This window comes from Micromonospora sp. NBC_00330 (assembly GCF_036136635.1).
Lineage (GTDB): Bacteria > Actinomycetota > Actinomycetes > Mycobacteriales > Micromonosporaceae > Micromonospora > Micromonospora salmantinae.
In genome coordinates, this window is record NZ_CP108012.1 from 4,667,409 (window position 1) to 4,684,179 (window position 16,771).

General features: G+C 70.6%; 14 protein-coding genes and 3 tRNA genes. 9 read left to right on the forward strand and 8 right to left on the reverse strand.

The window, feature by feature from the left end; genetic code table 11:
- Positions 1-2: 2 nt before the first annotated feature.
- Positions 3-1,358 carry a hypothetical protein gene (locus OG598_RS20985; RefSeq protein WP_328650711.1) on the reverse strand — a complete coding sequence of 452 codons (1,356 nt, stop codon included), beginning with the start codon at positions 1,356-1,358 and terminating at the stop codon, positions 3-5.
- A gap of 231 nt (positions 1,359-1,589) precedes the next feature.
- Here OG598_RS20985 and OG598_RS20990 point away from each other — a divergent pair, with 231 nt between their 5' ends.
- Positions 1,590-2,111, forward strand: coding sequence for a topology modulation protein (locus OG598_RS20990; RefSeq protein WP_328650712.1), 522 nt, complete (start codon positions 1,590-1,592; stop codon positions 2,109-2,111).
- 147 nt (positions 2,112-2,258) lie between these two features.
- On the opposite strand, the gene OG598_RS20995 is transcribed toward OG598_RS20990, so the two are convergent.
- Positions 2,259-2,334 (reverse strand) — tRNA-Lys (locus OG598_RS20995).
- Positions 2,335-2,680: 346 nt separating this feature from the next.
- On the opposite strand from OG598_RS20995, the gene OG598_RS21000 reads away from it, so the two are divergent.
- Positions 2,681-4,345: a Na+/H+ antiporter gene (locus OG598_RS21000; protein ID WP_328655394.1), complete on the forward strand. Its 1,665-nt coding sequence runs from the start codon at positions 2,681-2,683 to the stop codon at positions 4,343-4,345.
- Positions 4,346-4,450: 105 nt separating this feature from the next.
- Here OG598_RS21000 and OG598_RS21005 read toward each other — a convergent pair.
- Positions 4,451-4,526: transfer RNA gene (locus tag OG598_RS21005), tRNA-Lys, on the reverse strand.
- 187 nt (positions 4,527-4,713) lie between these two features.
- Between OG598_RS21005 and OG598_RS21010 the strand changes: the two genes are divergently transcribed.
- Complete coding sequence (locus OG598_RS21010) at positions 4,714-5,976, forward strand: L,D-transpeptidase (RefSeq protein ID WP_328650713.1); 1,263 nt, start codon at positions 4,714-4,716, stop codon at positions 5,974-5,976.
- A 249-nt stretch (positions 5,977-6,225) separates the two neighbouring features.
- Positions 6,226-7,521, forward strand: coding sequence for a L,D-transpeptidase (locus tag OG598_RS21015; protein WP_328650714.1), 1,296 nt, complete (start codon positions 6,226-6,228; stop codon positions 7,519-7,521).
- Positions 7,522-7,634: 113 nt separating this feature from the next.
- Here OG598_RS21015 and OG598_RS21020 read toward each other — a convergent pair.
- Positions 7,635-7,707, reverse strand: a tRNA-His gene (locus tag OG598_RS21020).
- Between the two features lie 112 nt (positions 7,708-7,819).
- Positions 7,820-8,410 carry an oligoribonuclease gene (gene orn, locus OG598_RS21025; protein ID WP_091393455.1) on the reverse strand — a complete coding sequence of 197 codons (591 nt, stop codon included), beginning with the start codon at positions 8,408-8,410 and terminating at the stop codon, positions 7,820-7,822.
- 72 nt (positions 8,411-8,482) lie between these two features.
- On the opposite strand from orn, the gene OG598_RS21030 reads away from it, so the two are divergent.
- Positions 8,483-9,766 (forward strand): glycosyltransferase 87 family protein, encoded by a 1,284-nt coding sequence (locus OG598_RS21030; RefSeq protein ID WP_328650715.1) that lies wholly within the window; start codon positions 8,483-8,485, stop codon positions 9,764-9,766.
- A 119-nt stretch (positions 9,767-9,885) separates the two neighbouring features.
- On the opposite strand, the gene OG598_RS33570 is transcribed toward OG598_RS21030, so the two are convergent.
- The 3 genes from OG598_RS33570 to OG598_RS21045 all read right to left on the reverse strand — a co-directional run bounded on the left by OG598_RS33570 (position 9,886) and on the right by OG598_RS21045 (position 13,474).
- Complete coding sequence (locus OG598_RS33570; RefSeq protein WP_442931337.1) at positions 9,886-10,905, reverse strand: hypothetical protein; 1,020 nt, start codon at positions 10,903-10,905, stop codon at positions 9,886-9,888.
- A gap of 149 nt (positions 10,906-11,054) precedes the next feature.
- Positions 11,055-11,789 carry a YcnI family copper-binding membrane protein gene (locus tag OG598_RS21040; RefSeq protein WP_328650716.1) on the reverse strand — a complete coding sequence of 245 codons (735 nt, stop codon included), beginning with the start codon at positions 11,787-11,789 and terminating at the stop codon, positions 11,055-11,057.
- Positions 11,790-11,806: 17 nt separating this feature from the next.
- On the reverse strand, positions 11,807-13,474 hold the full coding sequence (locus OG598_RS21045; RefSeq protein ID WP_328655395.1) for a copper resistance CopC/CopD family protein: 1,668 nt from the start codon (positions 13,472-13,474) through the stop codon (positions 11,807-11,809).
- A gap of 172 nt (positions 13,475-13,646) precedes the next feature.
- Here OG598_RS21045 and OG598_RS21050 point away from each other — a divergent pair, with 172 nt between their 5' ends.
- Genes OG598_RS21050 through OG598_RS21065 form a run of 4 tightly spaced genes read left to right on the forward strand, consistent with a single transcriptional unit; the run spans position 13,647 to position 16,588 of the window.
- On the forward strand, positions 13,647-14,237 hold the full coding sequence (locus tag OG598_RS21050) for a sigma-70 family RNA polymerase sigma factor (protein ID WP_328650717.1): 591 nt from the start codon (positions 13,647-13,649) through the stop codon (positions 14,235-14,237).
- A 32-nt stretch (positions 14,238-14,269) separates the two neighbouring features.
- A complete protein-coding gene (locus tag OG598_RS21055; protein ID WP_328650718.1) occupies positions 14,270-14,794 on the forward strand; it encodes a MauE/DoxX family redox-associated membrane protein in 525 nt (174 codons plus the stop codon).
- Complete coding sequence (locus tag OG598_RS21060) at positions 14,787-15,503, forward strand: DsbA family protein (protein ID WP_328650719.1); 717 nt, start codon at positions 14,787-14,789, stop codon at positions 15,501-15,503. The genes OG598_RS21055 and OG598_RS21060 overlap by 8 nt, the downstream gene beginning before the upstream one ends.
- On the forward strand, positions 15,500-16,588 hold the full coding sequence (locus OG598_RS21065) for a hypothetical protein (protein WP_328650720.1): 1,089 nt from the start codon (positions 15,500-15,502) through the stop codon (positions 16,586-16,588). Before OG598_RS21060 ends, OG598_RS21065 begins: the two co-directional genes overlap by 4 nt.
- Positions 16,589-16,771 lie beyond the last annotated feature (183 nt).

Here is a 16,771-nt window from a genome sequence, read left to right on the forward strand (position 1 = left end):
TCCTAGGGACCGAGTGCGGCTGTGGTCCCAAGACTACGGGCGCGCTCGCGGCACGCCCGTAGGTAATCCGTCAAGCTGGCGACCTCGCCGCGCCCGTTCTTCTCGGGGATCGCCATGGCCACGTCGGTGGCCCTGGTCAGGATGATCTCCGTACGCTGCGTCTCGGGCAGGTCCGCGACGGCATCACGCACGGTTAGGGCCGCTTCGGTCGACCGCCGGTCCTGCGCGAGGCACATCGACCGGTCCAGAGCGATGAGCGCCGCGTCGATCGGTACGGCCGGAGCCGCGCCGTAGAGCCGCAATGCCTCGTCCTGGACCCGGTACGCCTCCACCGTGTCACCGAGCCAGGTGTATGCCCCGGAGAGGTAGAACAGCAGCCGCTTCGCCGGAAACCTGAACGCCACGTCGGTGTCCTCGTCGCCAGCCTGATCGAACAGCCGCCGTGCCTGATCGATGGCCGACCGCGCCTGCTCGATGGCGCCGATCCGGGCCAGAGCACGCGCCCGGCCCGCCGCTGCCAGGGCACCTGGCGACGATGCGTTCGACGTCACCGCCAGAGCCGCATCTGCCAGGGCAACGGTTTGGGTTGGATCCCCGAAGTAGTACGGCAGCATCGCCGCTTGGGCCCGCACGAGCACCCTGAAACGAGCTTCCCCGCTGTCGTCCGCCGCGTGGATCGCCGTGCCATACCACCGTCGAGCCTCGGACACGTCTCCGAGCCTCATCAACGCATCAGCGCACATCGTCGCCAGCAACGCCGCCACCCCGGACAGCCGGGACTGGACTGCCGCCGGCTGCCGCCGAAGCGACAGCGCCTGGACCTCTCGGCAATCGGCAGCCAGTAGCGCAAGCATGATCTGCGGCGAGGCTGAGGGGTAGACCCTCATATGCTCGCCCGCAGCTTGTTCAATCAGCTCAAGCTGCCGAGGAGCGGCACTCGCCGCTGCCAGAGCCTCGTCCAGTCCCAGTCGGAGCCTGGCCAGATTGCTGACCTCGATGCGGGCGGCGGCACCGGCCGGCGATCGGTCCGCTCCACCCTTCACAGCCAGGCGGTCGGGGTCGCGAGGCACAACGATGTCCTCGTCGCGCCCGAGTCCCATAGCCGGACGCGGAATGTCCAGACCGGCTGCGATCCGTTCCAAAACCTCGTAGGCCGTGACCTGGCGGACGCCTTTGGCGATTTCAGCAGCGCGGTTGGGCGAGATGCCAACAAGAGCCGCAATCCGGCCGTATGACACGCCCCTGGCGTGAAGGAAGTGGAAGACCGCGGTGATGTCGCGCCGCCGCAGAAACTCACTGATCGGTAGACCGTTCCAAAGCCCCGAACTCCACCACTCAGGATCCACCTGTGCAGCCACGAATCACCCCGATCGAACGACGACCAGTTACAAGCACAGCGCATGCGGGCCGTCACATCAAGTCAGCGACACGTCGAGTCGTTGGCGCTCACCTCAGAGTTGACCCATGCGGCAGCATCCGGAACACCACGATGGGCCCTCACCATGTCCCCGTGGGATGAAGCGCAGGATACGAGCGCTGCTAACCCTCCTTCCGCCGGAGTGCGCCTCCTCAGCCCTACCGTGGAAGACGTGGATCGGATCGCCATCATCGGCTGCGGCGGCAGCGGCAAATCCACCGTTGCCAGGAATCTCGCTCGGATCCTCGACGTACCGCTGGTCCACCTCGACGCGATCTACTACGACGAGCGCTGGAGGCCGCTCCCCAGGGATGAGTTCGCCGCTCAACAGGAGAAGCTCGTCAGCGGCGAGCGGTGGATCATCGAGGGCAACTACGCCAGCAGCCTGCCCATCCGGCTCGCCGCCGCCGACACCGTGATCTTCCTCGACCTACCCGCCGCCGCATGCCTGTGGGGCATCGTCCAACGACGGTGGCGATACCGCGGCGGCCAGCACCAGGCCGACGGCGTCTACGACCGGATCACCTGGAACTTCGTCCGCTACATCGGCAGCTACCGGCACACCATGCGGCCTCGCGTCCGCAGCCTGCTCCGTGATCACGGGCCACACGTCCAGCTGATCACTCTCACCAGCCGACGCCAGGCCGACAGGTTCCTCGACCGCGTACGGCGGGAACGACAGCCGGACATCTGACCCATGGGTCCATAACGACAGCCAGGCATCCAACAGGACGACGGCCGGGTCCAACGGCTCCCGAGCACCCACCGAACGACCAGCCATCGCCCTCAGACACGAAAAGGCCCCACCCAGTGTGAACCACCAGGTCAGGGCCTATCTCGTTGGTGCGCCGCCAGGGACTCGAACCCCGAACCCGCGGATTAAGAGTCCGCTGCTCTGCCAGTTGAGCTAGCGGCGCTCGCTGACAACGGGACGAGACGTTAGCAGCAGGCCGGACGGCTCCCCAAGGCGGCCACCGAGCGGAGCGTCACCGGGTCGGACGTGTCTCGGGTCGTGCAGGCTCACAGTGGCGGTCGAACCGGGTTCCACAGTGGTGAGGCCGGCGGTGGCGGCAGCACCGACGCCGTCGCCATGAAGCTGCGGTCGGCCAGGTCCGGTTGATCAAGCGGGTACGCTCGTTACTGCTGGCTGCCGCGCTGACCGGCGCCAACAGCGCCGAACGGTCGGCTCGGCCGCGAGCCCGCAGTGGATCCGAAGACCCTCGCGCCGCTCCAGGGGGAAGTAGCCAGGTGAGCACCCATTCGATGTTGTTGTTCGTGCTCGCCGCTGTCGCGGTCATCGTCGTCGTACGGTGGGTGGCGGCCCGCACCGGTCTGCCGGCCGCGGCGCTTCTGCCGCTCATCGGCATCGCGTACGCGCTGCTCCCCGGCCCCAACGTCGGCCTGGATCCCGACCTTGTGCTCATGATCGTGCTGCCACCGTTGCTCTACAGCGCCGCACTGGACTCCTCGCTGTTGGACATCCGCCGGAACCTCCGCATCGTGGTCAGCCTGTCCGTGCTGCTGGTGCTCCTCACCGGGGTGCTGGTCGGCATCGGGTTCCATTTGTTCGTCGCCGGGGCGACGCTCGCTGCCGGGATCGCGGTCGGCGCCGCCATCGCGCCGCCCGACCCGGTGGCCGCCCTGGCGGTGGGCCGCCGAGTGAACCTGCCACCGAAGATGGTCACGATCATTCAGGGCGAAGGGCTGCTCAACGACGCCACCGCGCTGACGATGCTCAGCGTCGCGGTGGCCGCCGCTGTGGGTGGTGAGTTCTCGTTCCCGTCCGCGGTTGGTCAGTTCGTGCTGGCGGCGGTCGGCGGGGTCGCCGTGGGAGCGGCAGTGGCCTGGCTGGTACGTCTGGCCCGACCGTTCACCGCGGACCCACTGTTGTCGAACGCCATCTCGCTCGCGACACCGTTCGTGGCCTACCTGTTGGGCGAGGAACTGCACGTCTCCGGGGTGCTCGCCGTGGTGATCGCCGGGCTGATCGTTGGCCATAAGACGCCTCAGCTCACCTCGGGCGCCGCCCGGCTGCAGACCAGCGCGGTGTGGCGGCTGGTCGACTTCCTCCTCGAAGGCTTCGTCTTCCTGCTCATCGGCCAGCAGCTTCCCGAGGTCGTCAAGGGCCTGCGTCAGTACGACACGTCGACAATCGTCATCGCCGTCGCGGTGTCGGTCGGCGTGGTGCTCCTGCTGCGCCCCGCGTGGCTGGTGATGACCCAGTCCCTCCCCCGGTCGCTGCACACCCGGCTGGGCGGCATTTCCGAGCAGGACGACCCCGACGAACCCGGGAGCGCCCGGCAGATCGAGCGCGCTGACCGCAACGCCCGCCGACTCACCTCCCGTGAGGTGGTGGCACTGAGCTGGTCCGGCACACGCGGGGTGATCAGCCTGGCCGCGATCTTCACCCTGCCGCTGACCACAAACAGCGGCGCGCCCTTCCCCGACCGTGACCTCCTGCTGTTCTGCACCTTCGTGGTCGTTCTGGTGACACTCGTCGGGCAGGGCCTGACGTTCGCGCCGCTCGTGCGGATGCTGGGCCTGCGCGCCAACGCCGCCGACCAGGCCCGCGTACGCAACGAGGCCCGCTCGGCTGCGGTCGAGGCCGCCCTGGCCCGCCTCGACGAGGTTGCCGCGGTGGAGCCGGACAGCGCGGTGGCCGTCAACACCACCCGTACGCAGCTGCTGGCCCGGCTGGCGCGCTACCGCGGGCGGCTGGACCTTCTGGAGCAGAGCGGCTCATCCGAGCTGCCCACCTCACCGGCGTATGAGGCGGCGCTTCGGATCCGGCGGACAGCCATCGACGCGCAGCGCGAGGAACTCGTGCGCTGGCGCGACTCCGGCCGACTGCCGGACGAGGAGCTCCGCGTTCTGGAACGTGAACTCGATCATGAGGAGCTGCTACTCCCGAGGCGGTCGTCCAGCTGACCTGCCCGCGACGCGGTCCAGCCACAGGCGTCGGACCTCGTCGCATCGGCGTACGCGAAAAAGGCCCCGACCCAGTGTGAACCACTAGATCAGGACCTTGATCGTTGGTGCGCCGCCAGGGACTCGAACCCCGAACCCGCGGATTAAGAGTCCGCTGCTCTGCCAGTTGAGCTAGCGGCGCTCATCGGCAACGGAGAGAACATTAGCACCCCTCCAACACGGGCTCCAATTTGGTTCCCCGGGTCCCCCCTTCGGTCGAGCTTTGCCGGCAAAAAGCCCCAAACCGGCCACCGCCGCCAAGATCGGGGCGTGAGTTGCGGCGCTGATGCGGCACGATGTCCGCCAGGTACGCGAGAACAGAGGTGGGCATGGCACGGTTCACGCGAGCCGGGGCGGTGGTGGGCGCCCTGACTCTTGCGGCGTCGCTGGCACTGACCGGATGCGGCGGCGGCGAGAAGAAGCCGGAATTCGTTGGCGGGGCGTCCTCGGACGTGAGCGCCACCCCTGGCTCAGCCGCACCTTCGACACCGAGCACACCGAGTGGGCCGGCGCTCACGTTGAGCCCGGCGAACGGCACGAAGAACCGGCCGGTGAGCACGGAGATCAGCGCGAAGCTCCCGGACGGCGGGAAGGTGTCCGCTGTCACCCTGACGGCGGACGGCGGCGGCTCGATCGAGGGCAAGCTGCGTACCGATGGCTCGGCCTGGGTGCCGTCCGCTCCGCTGAAGTGGGGCACCCGCTACACGGCCACTGTGACGGCGAGCGCGTCGGACGGCACGAGCAGTCAGGGCACCAGCAGCTTCACCACGATGGCCAAGCCGAAGTCGACGATCGGTTCGGGCCTGTACCTCTTCGACGACAAGAGTTACGGGGTGGCCATGCCGGTGGTCACCGAGTTCCACCCGGGCATCCCGAAGAAGGACCGGGCGGCGGTGCAGAAGCGGATGTTCGTCCAGACCGACCCGCCGCAGCCGGGCGCGTGGCACTGGGTCAGCAACGGCACGCAGGCCTACTACCGGGCCCCGGAGTACTGGAAGCCGGGCACCACCATCACCGTGCGGATCGCGCTGGCGGGGGTGCCGCTGAGCAACGGCAAGTACGGCGACATCGACCGCAAGGCCACCGCCAAGATCGGCCGGTCGTTCGAGATGAAGGTCGACAACGCCAACAAGAAGATGACGGTGTACGAGAACGGCGCGCCGGTGCGCACGATTCCGGTGAGCCTGGGCAAGAAGAGCACACCGTCGTCGAGCGGCACGATGGTGGTGATGGAGAAGAAGGAAGCCACTGTCTTCGACACCCGCGACGACCCGGATCCGGCCAACCGCTACGTGACCGACATCCAGTTCGCCCAGCGGCTCACCTGGGGTGGCGAGTACATCCACGCCGCGCCGTGGTCGGAGCACGTGCAGGGGCGGCAGAACGTCTCGCACGGCTGCGTGAACGTGTCGATGGCGAACGCCAAATGGTTGTTCGGCAAGACCCGGATCGGTGACCCGATCACGATCAAGGGCACCGAGCGCAGGATCGCCGCCGGTAACGGTTGGACGGCGTGGAGCGTGAGCTGGTCGGAGTTCATCAAGGGCAGCGCGTTGCCGGTGCCCAGTGGTGGGGCCGGCCCGGCGGTCTGAGCCGTCGGCCTCGTTGCGCCGGCTCGGCCGTTGGCCGGGCCGGCGTACCCTTGCACTCCCGCCGCTCGATGACTGCGCGGCGACCCCCGCGCTCCCGGTACGGAGACGAACCAGGCTCACGAAACGCCGGATAGTAGCAGGATTCGGGCACTATTGATGGCGTGTTTCGGTTCACCCTCGGCAACCGGGGCCGGCTCTGGCGCGTCAATAAGAGACGATGGGGCAGCGACCACAACTGTGAGGGAATTCATGCGAGCTAGCCAGGACCAGCTGATCAGGCCCGCTGGGCGACGCCGCGTGTTCGCGGCGGGGCTTCTCGCCGTGGCGCTGGCCTTCACCTCGGCCTGCACCGACGGCAACGGCGGCAAGCCGTCCTCGTGGCACGGCGGCGGTGAGAACCCGGCACCGAAGGCCGCCGCGACGATCAGCGAGCCGGCGGCCGACGCCAAGGACGTGCCCGCGTCCACCGGCATCGCCTTCACCACGAAGGACGCCGTGGAGACCGCTGTCGAGCTGAAGGACGCCGCCGGCAAGGCGGTCGAGGGCGCGCTCGCCAAGGACGGCAAGTCGTGGCTGCCGACCGGCGCGCTGGCCTACGGCACGAGCTACACGGCCACCGTGACCGCCAAGGGCGACGACGGACTCCCGGCCACCGCGACGAGCACCTTCACCACGATGGCCAAGCCCGGCAACCAGATACGGGTGAGCAGCTTCCTCGGTGACAACCAGGTGGTCGGGGTGGGCATGCCGCTGATCGTGAAGTTCAGCCGGGCCGTCCCGGAGGACTACCGCGACGACGTGCAGCGCCGGATGAGCGTCACCTCGACTCCGGCGCAGGAGGGGATCTGGCACTGGGTCAGCCCCACCGAGATCCGGTACCGGCCGAAGGAGTTCTGGAAGCCCAACAGCAAGGTCTCCTACCGGGTGCAGGCCGGTGGCCTGCCGATGGGTGCGGGTTGGTACGGCCGCGCCGACCTCTCGGTGGACGTCAAGATCGGCGCGGCGGTGGTCATGACTGTGGACAACAAGACCAAGCGGATGACGGTGACCCGCAACGGCTCTGTGATCAAGACCATCCCGGTGAGCCTGGGCAAGAAGAGCACCCCGTCGTCCAGCGGCACCATGGTCGTCATCGAGAAGCTGCGCAAGACGGTCTTCGACACGTTCGAGGAGCTGGGCCCGGAGGAGGGCTACCGCACCAAGATTGACTTCGCGCAGCGCCTCACCTGGGGCGGCGAGTTCATCCACGCGGCACCCTGGTCCGAGGGGCAGCAGGGCACCACTAACGTGTCGCACGGCTGCGTGAACGTGTCGATGGCCAACGGCGACTGGCTCTTCAAGAACACCCAGATCGGCGACCCGATCACGGTCAAGGGCACCGAGCGCAAGCTCCAGAACGGCAACGGCTGGACCGACTGGAACATGAGCTGGGACGAGTACGTCAAGGGCAGCGCCCTTCCGTACGAGCCTCCGGCCGACCCGGACGCCGCCACCACCCCGACCCCGGACGGGGCGGGCACCCCGTCCCCCACGCCGACCGCCTGAACCAGCCGACGAAAGCCCCCTCTTCGGAGGGGGCTTTCGCGTGGTCCCCCGTCTCGCCCCCACAACGACTCAGGCCCCCTCCGAGGAGGGGGCCTGAGCAGTGAAACCAGCTGGGTGACTGATGGGAATTGAACCCACGACAACCGGGACCACAACCCGGTGCTCTGCCAACTGAGCTACAGCCACCATGCCGCCGTCGCCCGGTCGATCGCTCCGGGCGGGGTGCGGACCAATAATAGCCACACCGCGACGCACCTCGTCCAGCGGGTTCCCTGCCCCCCGCCACGAGCCGGCGCGGTCAGAGTTCGGCGGCGATGGCCTTGGCGGTCTCGACATCCGGGCCGGGCAGCGGAACGAAGACGGTGCGCCGGTAGTACTCCAACTCCCGGATGCTCTCCCGGATGTCGGCCAGCGCCCGATGCGCGAGACCCTTCTGCGGCTGGCCGAAGTACACCCGGGGGTACCAGCGGCGGCAGAGTTCCTTGATCGACGACACGTCGATCATCCGGTAGTGCAGGTGGGCGTCGAGGCGGGGCATGTCCCGGGCGATGAAGCCCCGGTCGGTGGCGATCGAGTTGCCGCAGAGCGGAGCCGTACGCGGATCCTTGACGAAGGTGCGGACGTAGTCCAGGACCAGGTCCTCGGCCTCGGCGAGGGTGACCGCCGAACGACGGACCTCCTCGGTGAGACCGGACTTGGCGTGCATGGTCTGCACGATCTCCGGCATCCCCTCCAGTGCCGCCTCGTCGGCGTGGATCACCACGTCGACACCGTCACCCAGCACGTTGAGGTCGGGATCGGTGACCAGTGCCGCAACCTCGATCAGTTTGTCCCTGCCGAGGTCCAACCCAGTCATCTCACAGTCGATCCAGACGAGGAGATCAGCCACCGGGACAGCCTACGCGCAGCCCACGCCCCGCGGCTGCGCGCTCTCGGCGGACCGGACCGCTAGGGTTTCGGGGTGCCAGCAGAACCCGTCGCACCGCCCGCCGTCACCGAAGACGATCCCGGCGGCCGTACGGTCCGTCGTCTGGTCGCGGTGGTGGCCCTCGGCGCTGTGCTGCCAGCGCTGTACCTGCCCGGCCTCGTGCACAACTTCTTCGATCTCAAGATCTACATGTCCGCGATGGACTGGTGGCGCGTCGGCCACCCGCTCTACGACTACGTCCAGCCCGACCGGGTGCAGGGCGAGTTGTACTTCACCTACCCACCATTCAGCGCGCTGCTGCTGTGGCCGTTCGGTCTGTTGCGGCTGGGCGCCACCGTGGCGATCTTCACGGCGCTCACGGTGCTGGCCGTGGTGCTGACCACCCGGTGGTTGGTGACGCCGGTGATCGCCCGCCACGATCTGCCCCGAACGTTCACCCTGATCGCCGCCGTACTGCTGGTGCTGGCGGTGGAGAGCATCCGCGAGACGATCACCTTCGGCCAGATCAACATGCTGCTGGTCGTGCTGATCCTGGCCGATCTGCTGTTCGCGGTACCGCAGGCGAGACGCTGGGCCGGGGTGGGCGTGGGGCTGGCGACGGCGCTCAAGCTCTTTCCCGGCATCTTCATCGTCTACCTGCTGGCCACCCGACGGTGGCGGGCCGCGGCGGTGGCGAGCGCGACAGCGGCGGCGGCGACCCTGCTCGCGGCGGCGATCGCCCCTCGTGACTCGTGGCGGTTCTGGACGCACGAGCTGTGGACCACCGAGCGGGTGGGTCGCACCGACATCGTCGGCAACCAGTCGCTGTTCGGCCTGCTCAGCCGGTTCACCGAGCCGGAGAAGCCGGACCGGCTGCTCTGGCTGCTGCTGGTCGCCGCGGTCGCCGGTTACGGGCTGTGGCGGGCCGCCCGCGCGGCGCGGGCCGGTGACGCGTTGACCGGCCTGACGTTGACCGGGTTGGTCGGTTCCCTGGCGAGCCCGATCACCTGGACCCACCACATCTACTGGTTCGTGCCGGCGGTGGTGGTGCTCGCCGACGCGGCGTTGAGCGCGGACCGTCCGGAGGAGGCACGCCGGCGTCGGTGGCTGGCCGGGCTCGCGTTGGGCATCACCGCCGTGACCATCTACGGCGTGGTGACGTTCCAGGCCTGGGGCGCGGGACCGGTCCGCACTCACGACCCGGTGGACTTCGTCGTGCAGAACACCTACGTGCTGCTCAGCCTGCTGCTGCTGGTGGCGTTGCCGGTGCGCTCCGGGCTCGGTGCGGAAAATCGCACCAATTGGACAGACCTCCCGAGTAGCCACGTTCGGCGCTAATCTGTCCTCATCTACCTCAAGCGTCGCTCGGGTAGCACCGATCCCCCGGTGAGGGTGGCCCTCCGCGTCGGCAGCGCGGAGGGCCACTCGCCGTCTTACCCACCACCACCGGTGGGCCGTCACCCGACGGGGCCGCCACGGGCCGGATCGTCGCCCGGTGCGGCCGCCACCGGCCGGGCCGTGGGCTCGTCCACGTCGGCCGGCGGCCAGGCGAGACTCAGCGTCACCTCCGGTGGGCGGGGCAGCCGGACCGGTTCGTCCAGGTCGGCGAGGGTGGCCGCGCGGGCCGCGCCGATCGCCGACCGGGCGGGTTCCGGGGCTCCGGAGCCGACCGGGGTGAGCTGTCGTGCCGGCAACGGCGGGGTCGGATCGGGTTGGCGGGGGCCCAGGCCACTCAGCGAGGTGACCCCGAGCCGGCCGGCGAGCACCGGCACCTGATCCGGCTCGACCACGAAGATCACCTCGCGTGGCCGTAGCGGCCGCAGCAGGAGCAGCGCCGCGCACACCACCAGCAGCACGCCGACGGTCAGCAGACCCCAGGTGGCCGGGCCGGTCCACCCGGCCCGCAACTCCGCGCGCAGGTCCAGGGCCAGGTCGCCCTCGCCGTCGGGGCGCATCACCACCAGGCTCATGGGTTCGCCGGCGAGGTCGTCCGCGCTCCACTCCAGCGAGCCGATCCCCTCGCGTACCCAGAAGGGCCGGCCCAGCGGCGTGACCGGCCCGTCGACCGTGGCGACGCCCGGGGTGTCGGCGGCCGGTCCGGCCGGATCGAGCCGGACCGGTAGCGGACCCCGGGCCAGCGCCACCCGACGGACAGTGGCGTGCGGCACCGCCTCCAGCCAGCCACGCACCTCGGCGGTGGGCGCCAGTCCGACGAAGGCCGGTCCGCCCGTGGTGCGGGCGTCCAGGCGCAGCCGGGTCTGCGCGGTACGCGCGAAGGGCGCCTCCTGCCGCAGCAACCGGTCGAGGTCGGTGACGACGATCGCGTGACCGGGCGTGCGGACCGTTTCGAAACGGGCGGCGAAGGACCCGCCGGGGTCGGCGTGTCGAGTCACCAGCCACAGCCCGCCACCGGCGAACAGCGCCGGAATTCCCACTACCAACAGCAGCACTCCGGCGATCACCCGCACGAACCGCATCCGCGCCGTCCCCCTCCGTAGCCAAATACCCGGCCGACCTTACCGACGTACACCGCCTGATCAGGGGATATCCACGGCACGGTCGGCATCGACTCCGGAAAGCGCGCCGGCCCGCCGGAAGATCCGGCGGGCCAGCGGGTGGAACAGGGTCAGGCCTTGGCGACCGGCTCCCGGCGGGTACGCGTGAACGCGAGCCCGCCCAGCACCAGACCGGCCAGACCGGCGACGAGACCGGCCACACCGAGGCCGACCGCCAGCCCGTTGCCGTCGTCGTCGTCATCGTCGTCGGGCGAGGCGACGGCTGCGGCCGGCGAGGCCGAACCCGACGGCGCCGCGGCGGCGGCCAGGGTGAGCACCGGGGCCGGGTGTTCCGGCTCCTCGGCACCCGGCGCCGGGTCGTCGATCCACCGCGAGATGTTGCCGTCCGAGTAGGTCTGAAGGGTCTTGAAGACCATCGAGTCGACCTGCGGCAGCGGCCCCAGCGAGACAGGGAACTCCTGGAACTGACCCGGCTTCACCCCCGCGTCGCCGGAGGCCGTCCAGGTGATCTTGGAGACCGCTTCGGTGAGCTGACTGCCGTGCACCTCGATCGGCGGGTCCACCTTGCGCTTCTCCGTGGTGACCGTCCAGCCGGGCACCGGCATCGTCGACACCGAGCCGACCGGGGCGTTCTCCGGCAGTACCACCTCCAGCTTGGTGGTCGACGCGGTGTCGCTCTCGTTGGGCACCCGGAACGCCACCCGGGCGTAGCCACCCTGGGTCGCCTCCTTCGGGTTCACAGTGACGTGCGCGGACGCCGGTCCGGCGAAGCCGAGCACAGCGGTGGCGGCGGCGGTGAACGCCAGGGCGGCAGCGGCGGTTGCGGTACGCCGGAATCGGGTCATGGGTTTCGCGAACCTCTCTAACGGATGGGCACGGTGGCGGTCACCGTGGCCTGGTCGATGTCGGTCGTTCGGGCGGTGATCTTCAGTTGCCACTCGCCGGCGGTCGGCAGGCTGATGTCGCCGTAGGCGTGACTGTCGGTCAAGCGGAGCAACGGCACCTCGATCGGCTCGATCCCGGCCGAGGGCAACGCGACTGTCGCCTTCCACTCCGCGACCAGCAGTGGCTGGTTGGCCTTGTCGTACGCGTACAGGTGCACCGAGTTGTTGCCCCGCTCGCCCGGGCTCACCTCGACCTCGACGGTCAGCAGCGGGCTGGAGAGCCTGGTGCTGAAGAGGCCGGCCTCGGCCCCGGCGGACGGGCCGGCCGCGGCGGTGCGCGCGGGCGTGGTCTGCACGAGCGTGGCGGACACGGCCAGCACCACCACCGTGACGGCCAGCTCCACCAGGACCGCCCGGCGCACCGGTGCCGGGCGTTGCGCGGCGACGCGGCTGCGCACCAACTTCCGGGAGTACGCGGCAACGGCGATGACCAGCGCGAACAACCCGATCTTGGCGAGCAGCAAGCGCCCGTACGTGGTGTCGAACAGCGCCTGCGGGGTGGCCACCTCGATCAGCGCCTGGACGGTGCCGGCCAGCAGCAGCGCCGAGACGGCGAGCGCCGCCCAGCGCGACCAGATCGGCAGGATCGCGCCCAACTCCCGCTCGTCGGCCTGGCGCAGCAGGAAGACCGCGAGCATGAGCAGACCACCCAGCCAGACCGCCATGCTGCCCAGGTGGACCGCGTCGACCACCACGGAGACCGCCGGCGCCGGGGAGGCCGCCGGGTGCCCGGCCAACGGCCAGGTCAGCAGGGCGGCGCCGCCGAGCACAGCCAGGATGATCGCGTCCGCGCGGCCGACGGGCCGGGCCAGCAGCGGGCGGAGCAGGAAGACGGACGCCGCCAGCAGGCCGAGTCGGACCAGGTGGGCGGCGCCGAAGGCGCTGCCGAACACACTGCCGAACCCCTCGCCGGTGACGTCGAAGAGACCACCACCGGCCGTGTAGGGCACCTGCAACCACAGGTCGGCGAGGGTGGCGACGGCCACCAGACCGAGGCCGGTCCAGGCCAGCCGGGTCGGCCCCCGCCGGGAGAGCCGCCGTGGCCAGAGCGCGGCGAGCACCAGCGCCGGCCCCACCAGCAGCACCAGGCCGGCGTAGCCGAGGAAGCGGGCCACCTTCACCGCCGTCCCCACCACCGGGTTGGCGCGGCTGTCGGTGCCGGAGTCGACGGGTGGGGTCGAGGGTGCGCCGACCGAGTAGGTGTACGCCCCGGAGACCGGATGACTGTCGGCGGAGATCACCCGGAAGCTGACCAGGTAGGTGCCGCGGGCACCGGCCGGGTCCACCGGAATGGTCACCACACCGCCGCTGAACGACGGTTCACCCCGGTCGGCCCGGGAACCGTCCGGAGCGATGACCCGGATCTTGCCGGGCACCTTGCGGACCGACTCGCTGAACGTGAGGACCACCTCGGACGGCCCGCTCGGCACGATGGAGGCGGCGGCCGGGCTGCTGCTCTGCAGCACCGCGTGGGCGCTGGCGGGAGTGGCTGGCGCGAGCAACAAGGCGACGACGGTGACCAGGAGGCCGGCGGCTGCGGCCAGCCTGGCGACCCAGCGGTGGGGGGCGACAGTCATGCCGGCCATGGTCGCCGATGGGTGTCCCATTCGGCGACCCGAGGGGGGTGGTCGCTTCTGTGGTCGCACGTCATGAACTGGTAGTCGGCCGGGGTCGGGGAAAAGTTCCCGACGTGGCGCAGACCATCCGAGGGCCCAACGACCCTGACGCGCCGCCGACTGCCGCGTAACCTGATGTGTCGTGATCCCTGTCCCGCGTGACTCCGGTGCCGCCCGTCCGGCGGAGCCGGTCGACGAGGTCGCCCGGGACCCGGCAACCGAGTGGGCGCTGACCGCCCGCGACGGTGACCCCACCGCCCAGGCCGCGTTCGTCCGGCTGACCCAGGCCGAGGTCTGGCGGTTCGCCGCCGCCCTGGTCGACCCGGACAGCGCCGACGACCTGGCCCAGGAAACCTACCTGCGGGCGTTCCGGGCACTCCCCGCCTTCGAGGGTCGCTCCAGCGCCCGCACCTGGCTGCTCGGCATCGCCCGGCGGGCCTGCGCCGACCACCTGCGCACCGTCATCAGGCGGCGGCGGCTCGACGAGCGCCTGGCGGCGAACGCATACACCGACCGACCGCACCCGGACCCGGCCGGCCAGTTCGGCGCCGCCGACCTCGTTCGTCGCCTCGGCCCCGAGCGGCGCTCCGCGTTCGTGCTCACCCAACTGCTCGGCCTGTCGTACGCCGAGGCCGCCGCCGTCGAAGGGGTGCCGGTGGGCACCATCCGGTCCCGGGTCGCCCGGGCCCGGGACGACCTGGTCGAGGCGGTCGGCGACGCCCTGACCGGCTGAACGCGGAACTTCCGGCGCGGACGGGACGACAAATGAGCGTGACAGCACCTTCCACCCGCGGCGGCCGTTGGCCACTGGTCCGCCCGTGGCTCGGCATCGCGGCCCGACTCGGCCTCGCCGCCGTCTGGCTGGTAGCCGGCGCGTCGAAGGTCAGTGACCTCGCCGCCTCCGGGCGGGCGGTCAACGCGTACCAGGTGATGCCGTACGACGTGGCGACAGTGATCGGCGCGGCCCTCCCCTTCGTCGAGCTGGCGTTGGGCGTGCTGCTGCTGCTCGGGCTGGCCACCCGGCTCGTCGCCGGGGTGTCCGCCGCACTGCTGGTGGTCTTCATCGTGGGGATCGCCTCGGCCTGGGCGCGTGGGCTGGCCATCGACTGCGGCTGCTTCGGCAGCGGCGGGCAGTTGGCCGCGGGGCAGGCACCCAGTTACCTCCCGGAGATCCTCCGGGACCTGGGATTCTTGGTTCTGGCCGGGTTTCTGCTGATCTGGCCGCGTACGCCGGTATCGGTGGACGGGTGGTTGTCCGGCGAACCCGTTGTGGAGGACGAGGATGAGTAGTCGCAAGGGGCAGCGGGACGCCGCCCGGGTGGTCCGCGAGCAGTTGGCCCGCGAGCGGCGCCGCCGCCGCACGATCTGGGTCTCCGTCGCCGCGGTCCTCGTCCTGGTCATCGCCGGCGGCATCGGCTGGGCCGTCTGGTCCAGCCAGCGCTCCGACAGCTTCACCACCCCGCCCGGCGCCAACGCGGCCGGCACCGGCATCGTCACCGGCGGCGGGCCGGTCACCGTCGACGTCTACGAGGACTTCCTCTGCCCGGCCTGCAAGCAGTTCGAGCAGACCAGCGGGTCGACGCTCGAACAGTTGGTGGCCGAGAACAAGGCGAAGGTGGTCTACCACCCGGTCGCGTTCCTCAACCGCTTCTCCACCACCCAGTACTCCACCCGTTCCTCGGCCGCCTCCGGCTGCGCGGCGGCGGGCGGCAAGTACCACGAGTACGCCAAGGCGCTCTTCGCCCAGCAGCCGCCCGAGGGCAGCGCCGGGCTCACCGACGACAAGCTCATCGACATCGGCACCAGCGTGGGCCTCGACCGCGGCTCCTTCGGCGGCTGCGTGAAGGACAAGACGTACCGGACCTGGACCGAGCACGTCACCGAGGACGCCAGCCAGAGCAACGTCACCGGCACGCCGACCGTCAAGATCAACGGTCAGCCCCTCGAGAACCCCACCCCTGACGCTCTCACCGCAGCCGTGGCGGCGGCCGGCAAGTGATCCGCACCCTGCTGGGCCGTGCCGGCCTGGTCGCCGCCGCAGCCGGCCTGGTGACAGTGATCAGCGCGGCGCCCGCCGCCGCACACGGCGCGGACGCACCGGACGGCACCGACTACCGCACCCGGACCACCGGGGTGGCACCGGCGCGGCCAGGGCTCGAGGTACGCGTCATCGAGGCGGGCGCCCGACTGGAGCTGACCAACCGCACCGGCCGCGCCATCGAGGTCATCGGCTACTCCGGCGAGCCGTACCTGCGCGTCGGACCGGACGGGGTCTTCGAGAACAGCCACTCCCCCGCCACGTACCTGAACCGCACCATCGACGGGAACACCGCGCTCCCGGCCGAGGCCGACCCCGCCGCCGCACCGTCCTGGCAACGGATCGACGACGGCACCACCGCACGCTGGCACGACCAACGCGCGCTGTGGCAGGAGCCGGGGCCACCGGCCGCGGTACGCGCCGCACCCGACCGCGAGCACCGGGTCCGGGACTGGACCATCCCACTGCGCGACGGCACCGACCCGGTGGTGATCGGCGGCACGCTGGACTGGGTGCCGCCGCCGGACGCGTACACCTGGTGGGCCGCGACCATCGTGGGGCTGCTCGCGGTGGGCGCGCTCGGCCTGTTCGCCGCCACCGCCCCGGCCGGCGCCCGCGCGCTGTCCGCGCTCGGCGTGCTGCTGATCGTCGGCGGCGTGCTGGCCGTCGGCTACCCGGTGGGACGGGAGTTGGACGCGGGCGCCCAGGGCGTGGGCGGGGTGCTGGTCGGGCTGCTCTCCGGGCAGATCTGGTCCCTGCTCACCGGCCTCGGCGCGATCGCCGCCGGTTGGTACGCGCTGACCCGCCGGCCGGCCGCCGACTTCGTGGTCGCGCTGGCCGGAGCCTGCCTGGCGCTCTTCGCCGGAGCGTCGAACGCCGCCGTGTTCGCCCGCGCCATCGCGCCGGTGCCCTGGTCACCCGCTGCCGCCCGGGTGATGGTGGCGCTCTTCCTGATCACCGGTGCCGGCGCGACGGCTTTCGGCATCCTGCGCCTACACGCCACCTCCCGCACCACAGCAGCACCCGTCCCAACCCCAACCCCCTGACCCCACAGCCCGCGCCCCGCGCCGCGCCGCCCCGCGCCACCCCGCGCCACCCCGCGCCACGCCGCGCCGCGCCGCCCCACGCGCGCCGATCTTGCAGTCTGTGTTGGGGATATGCGGCTTTTCAAAGCAAATGCGGGCACAGAAAGTGCAAGATCGCGGCGGGCGGGCGGGCGGGGGTGGGGG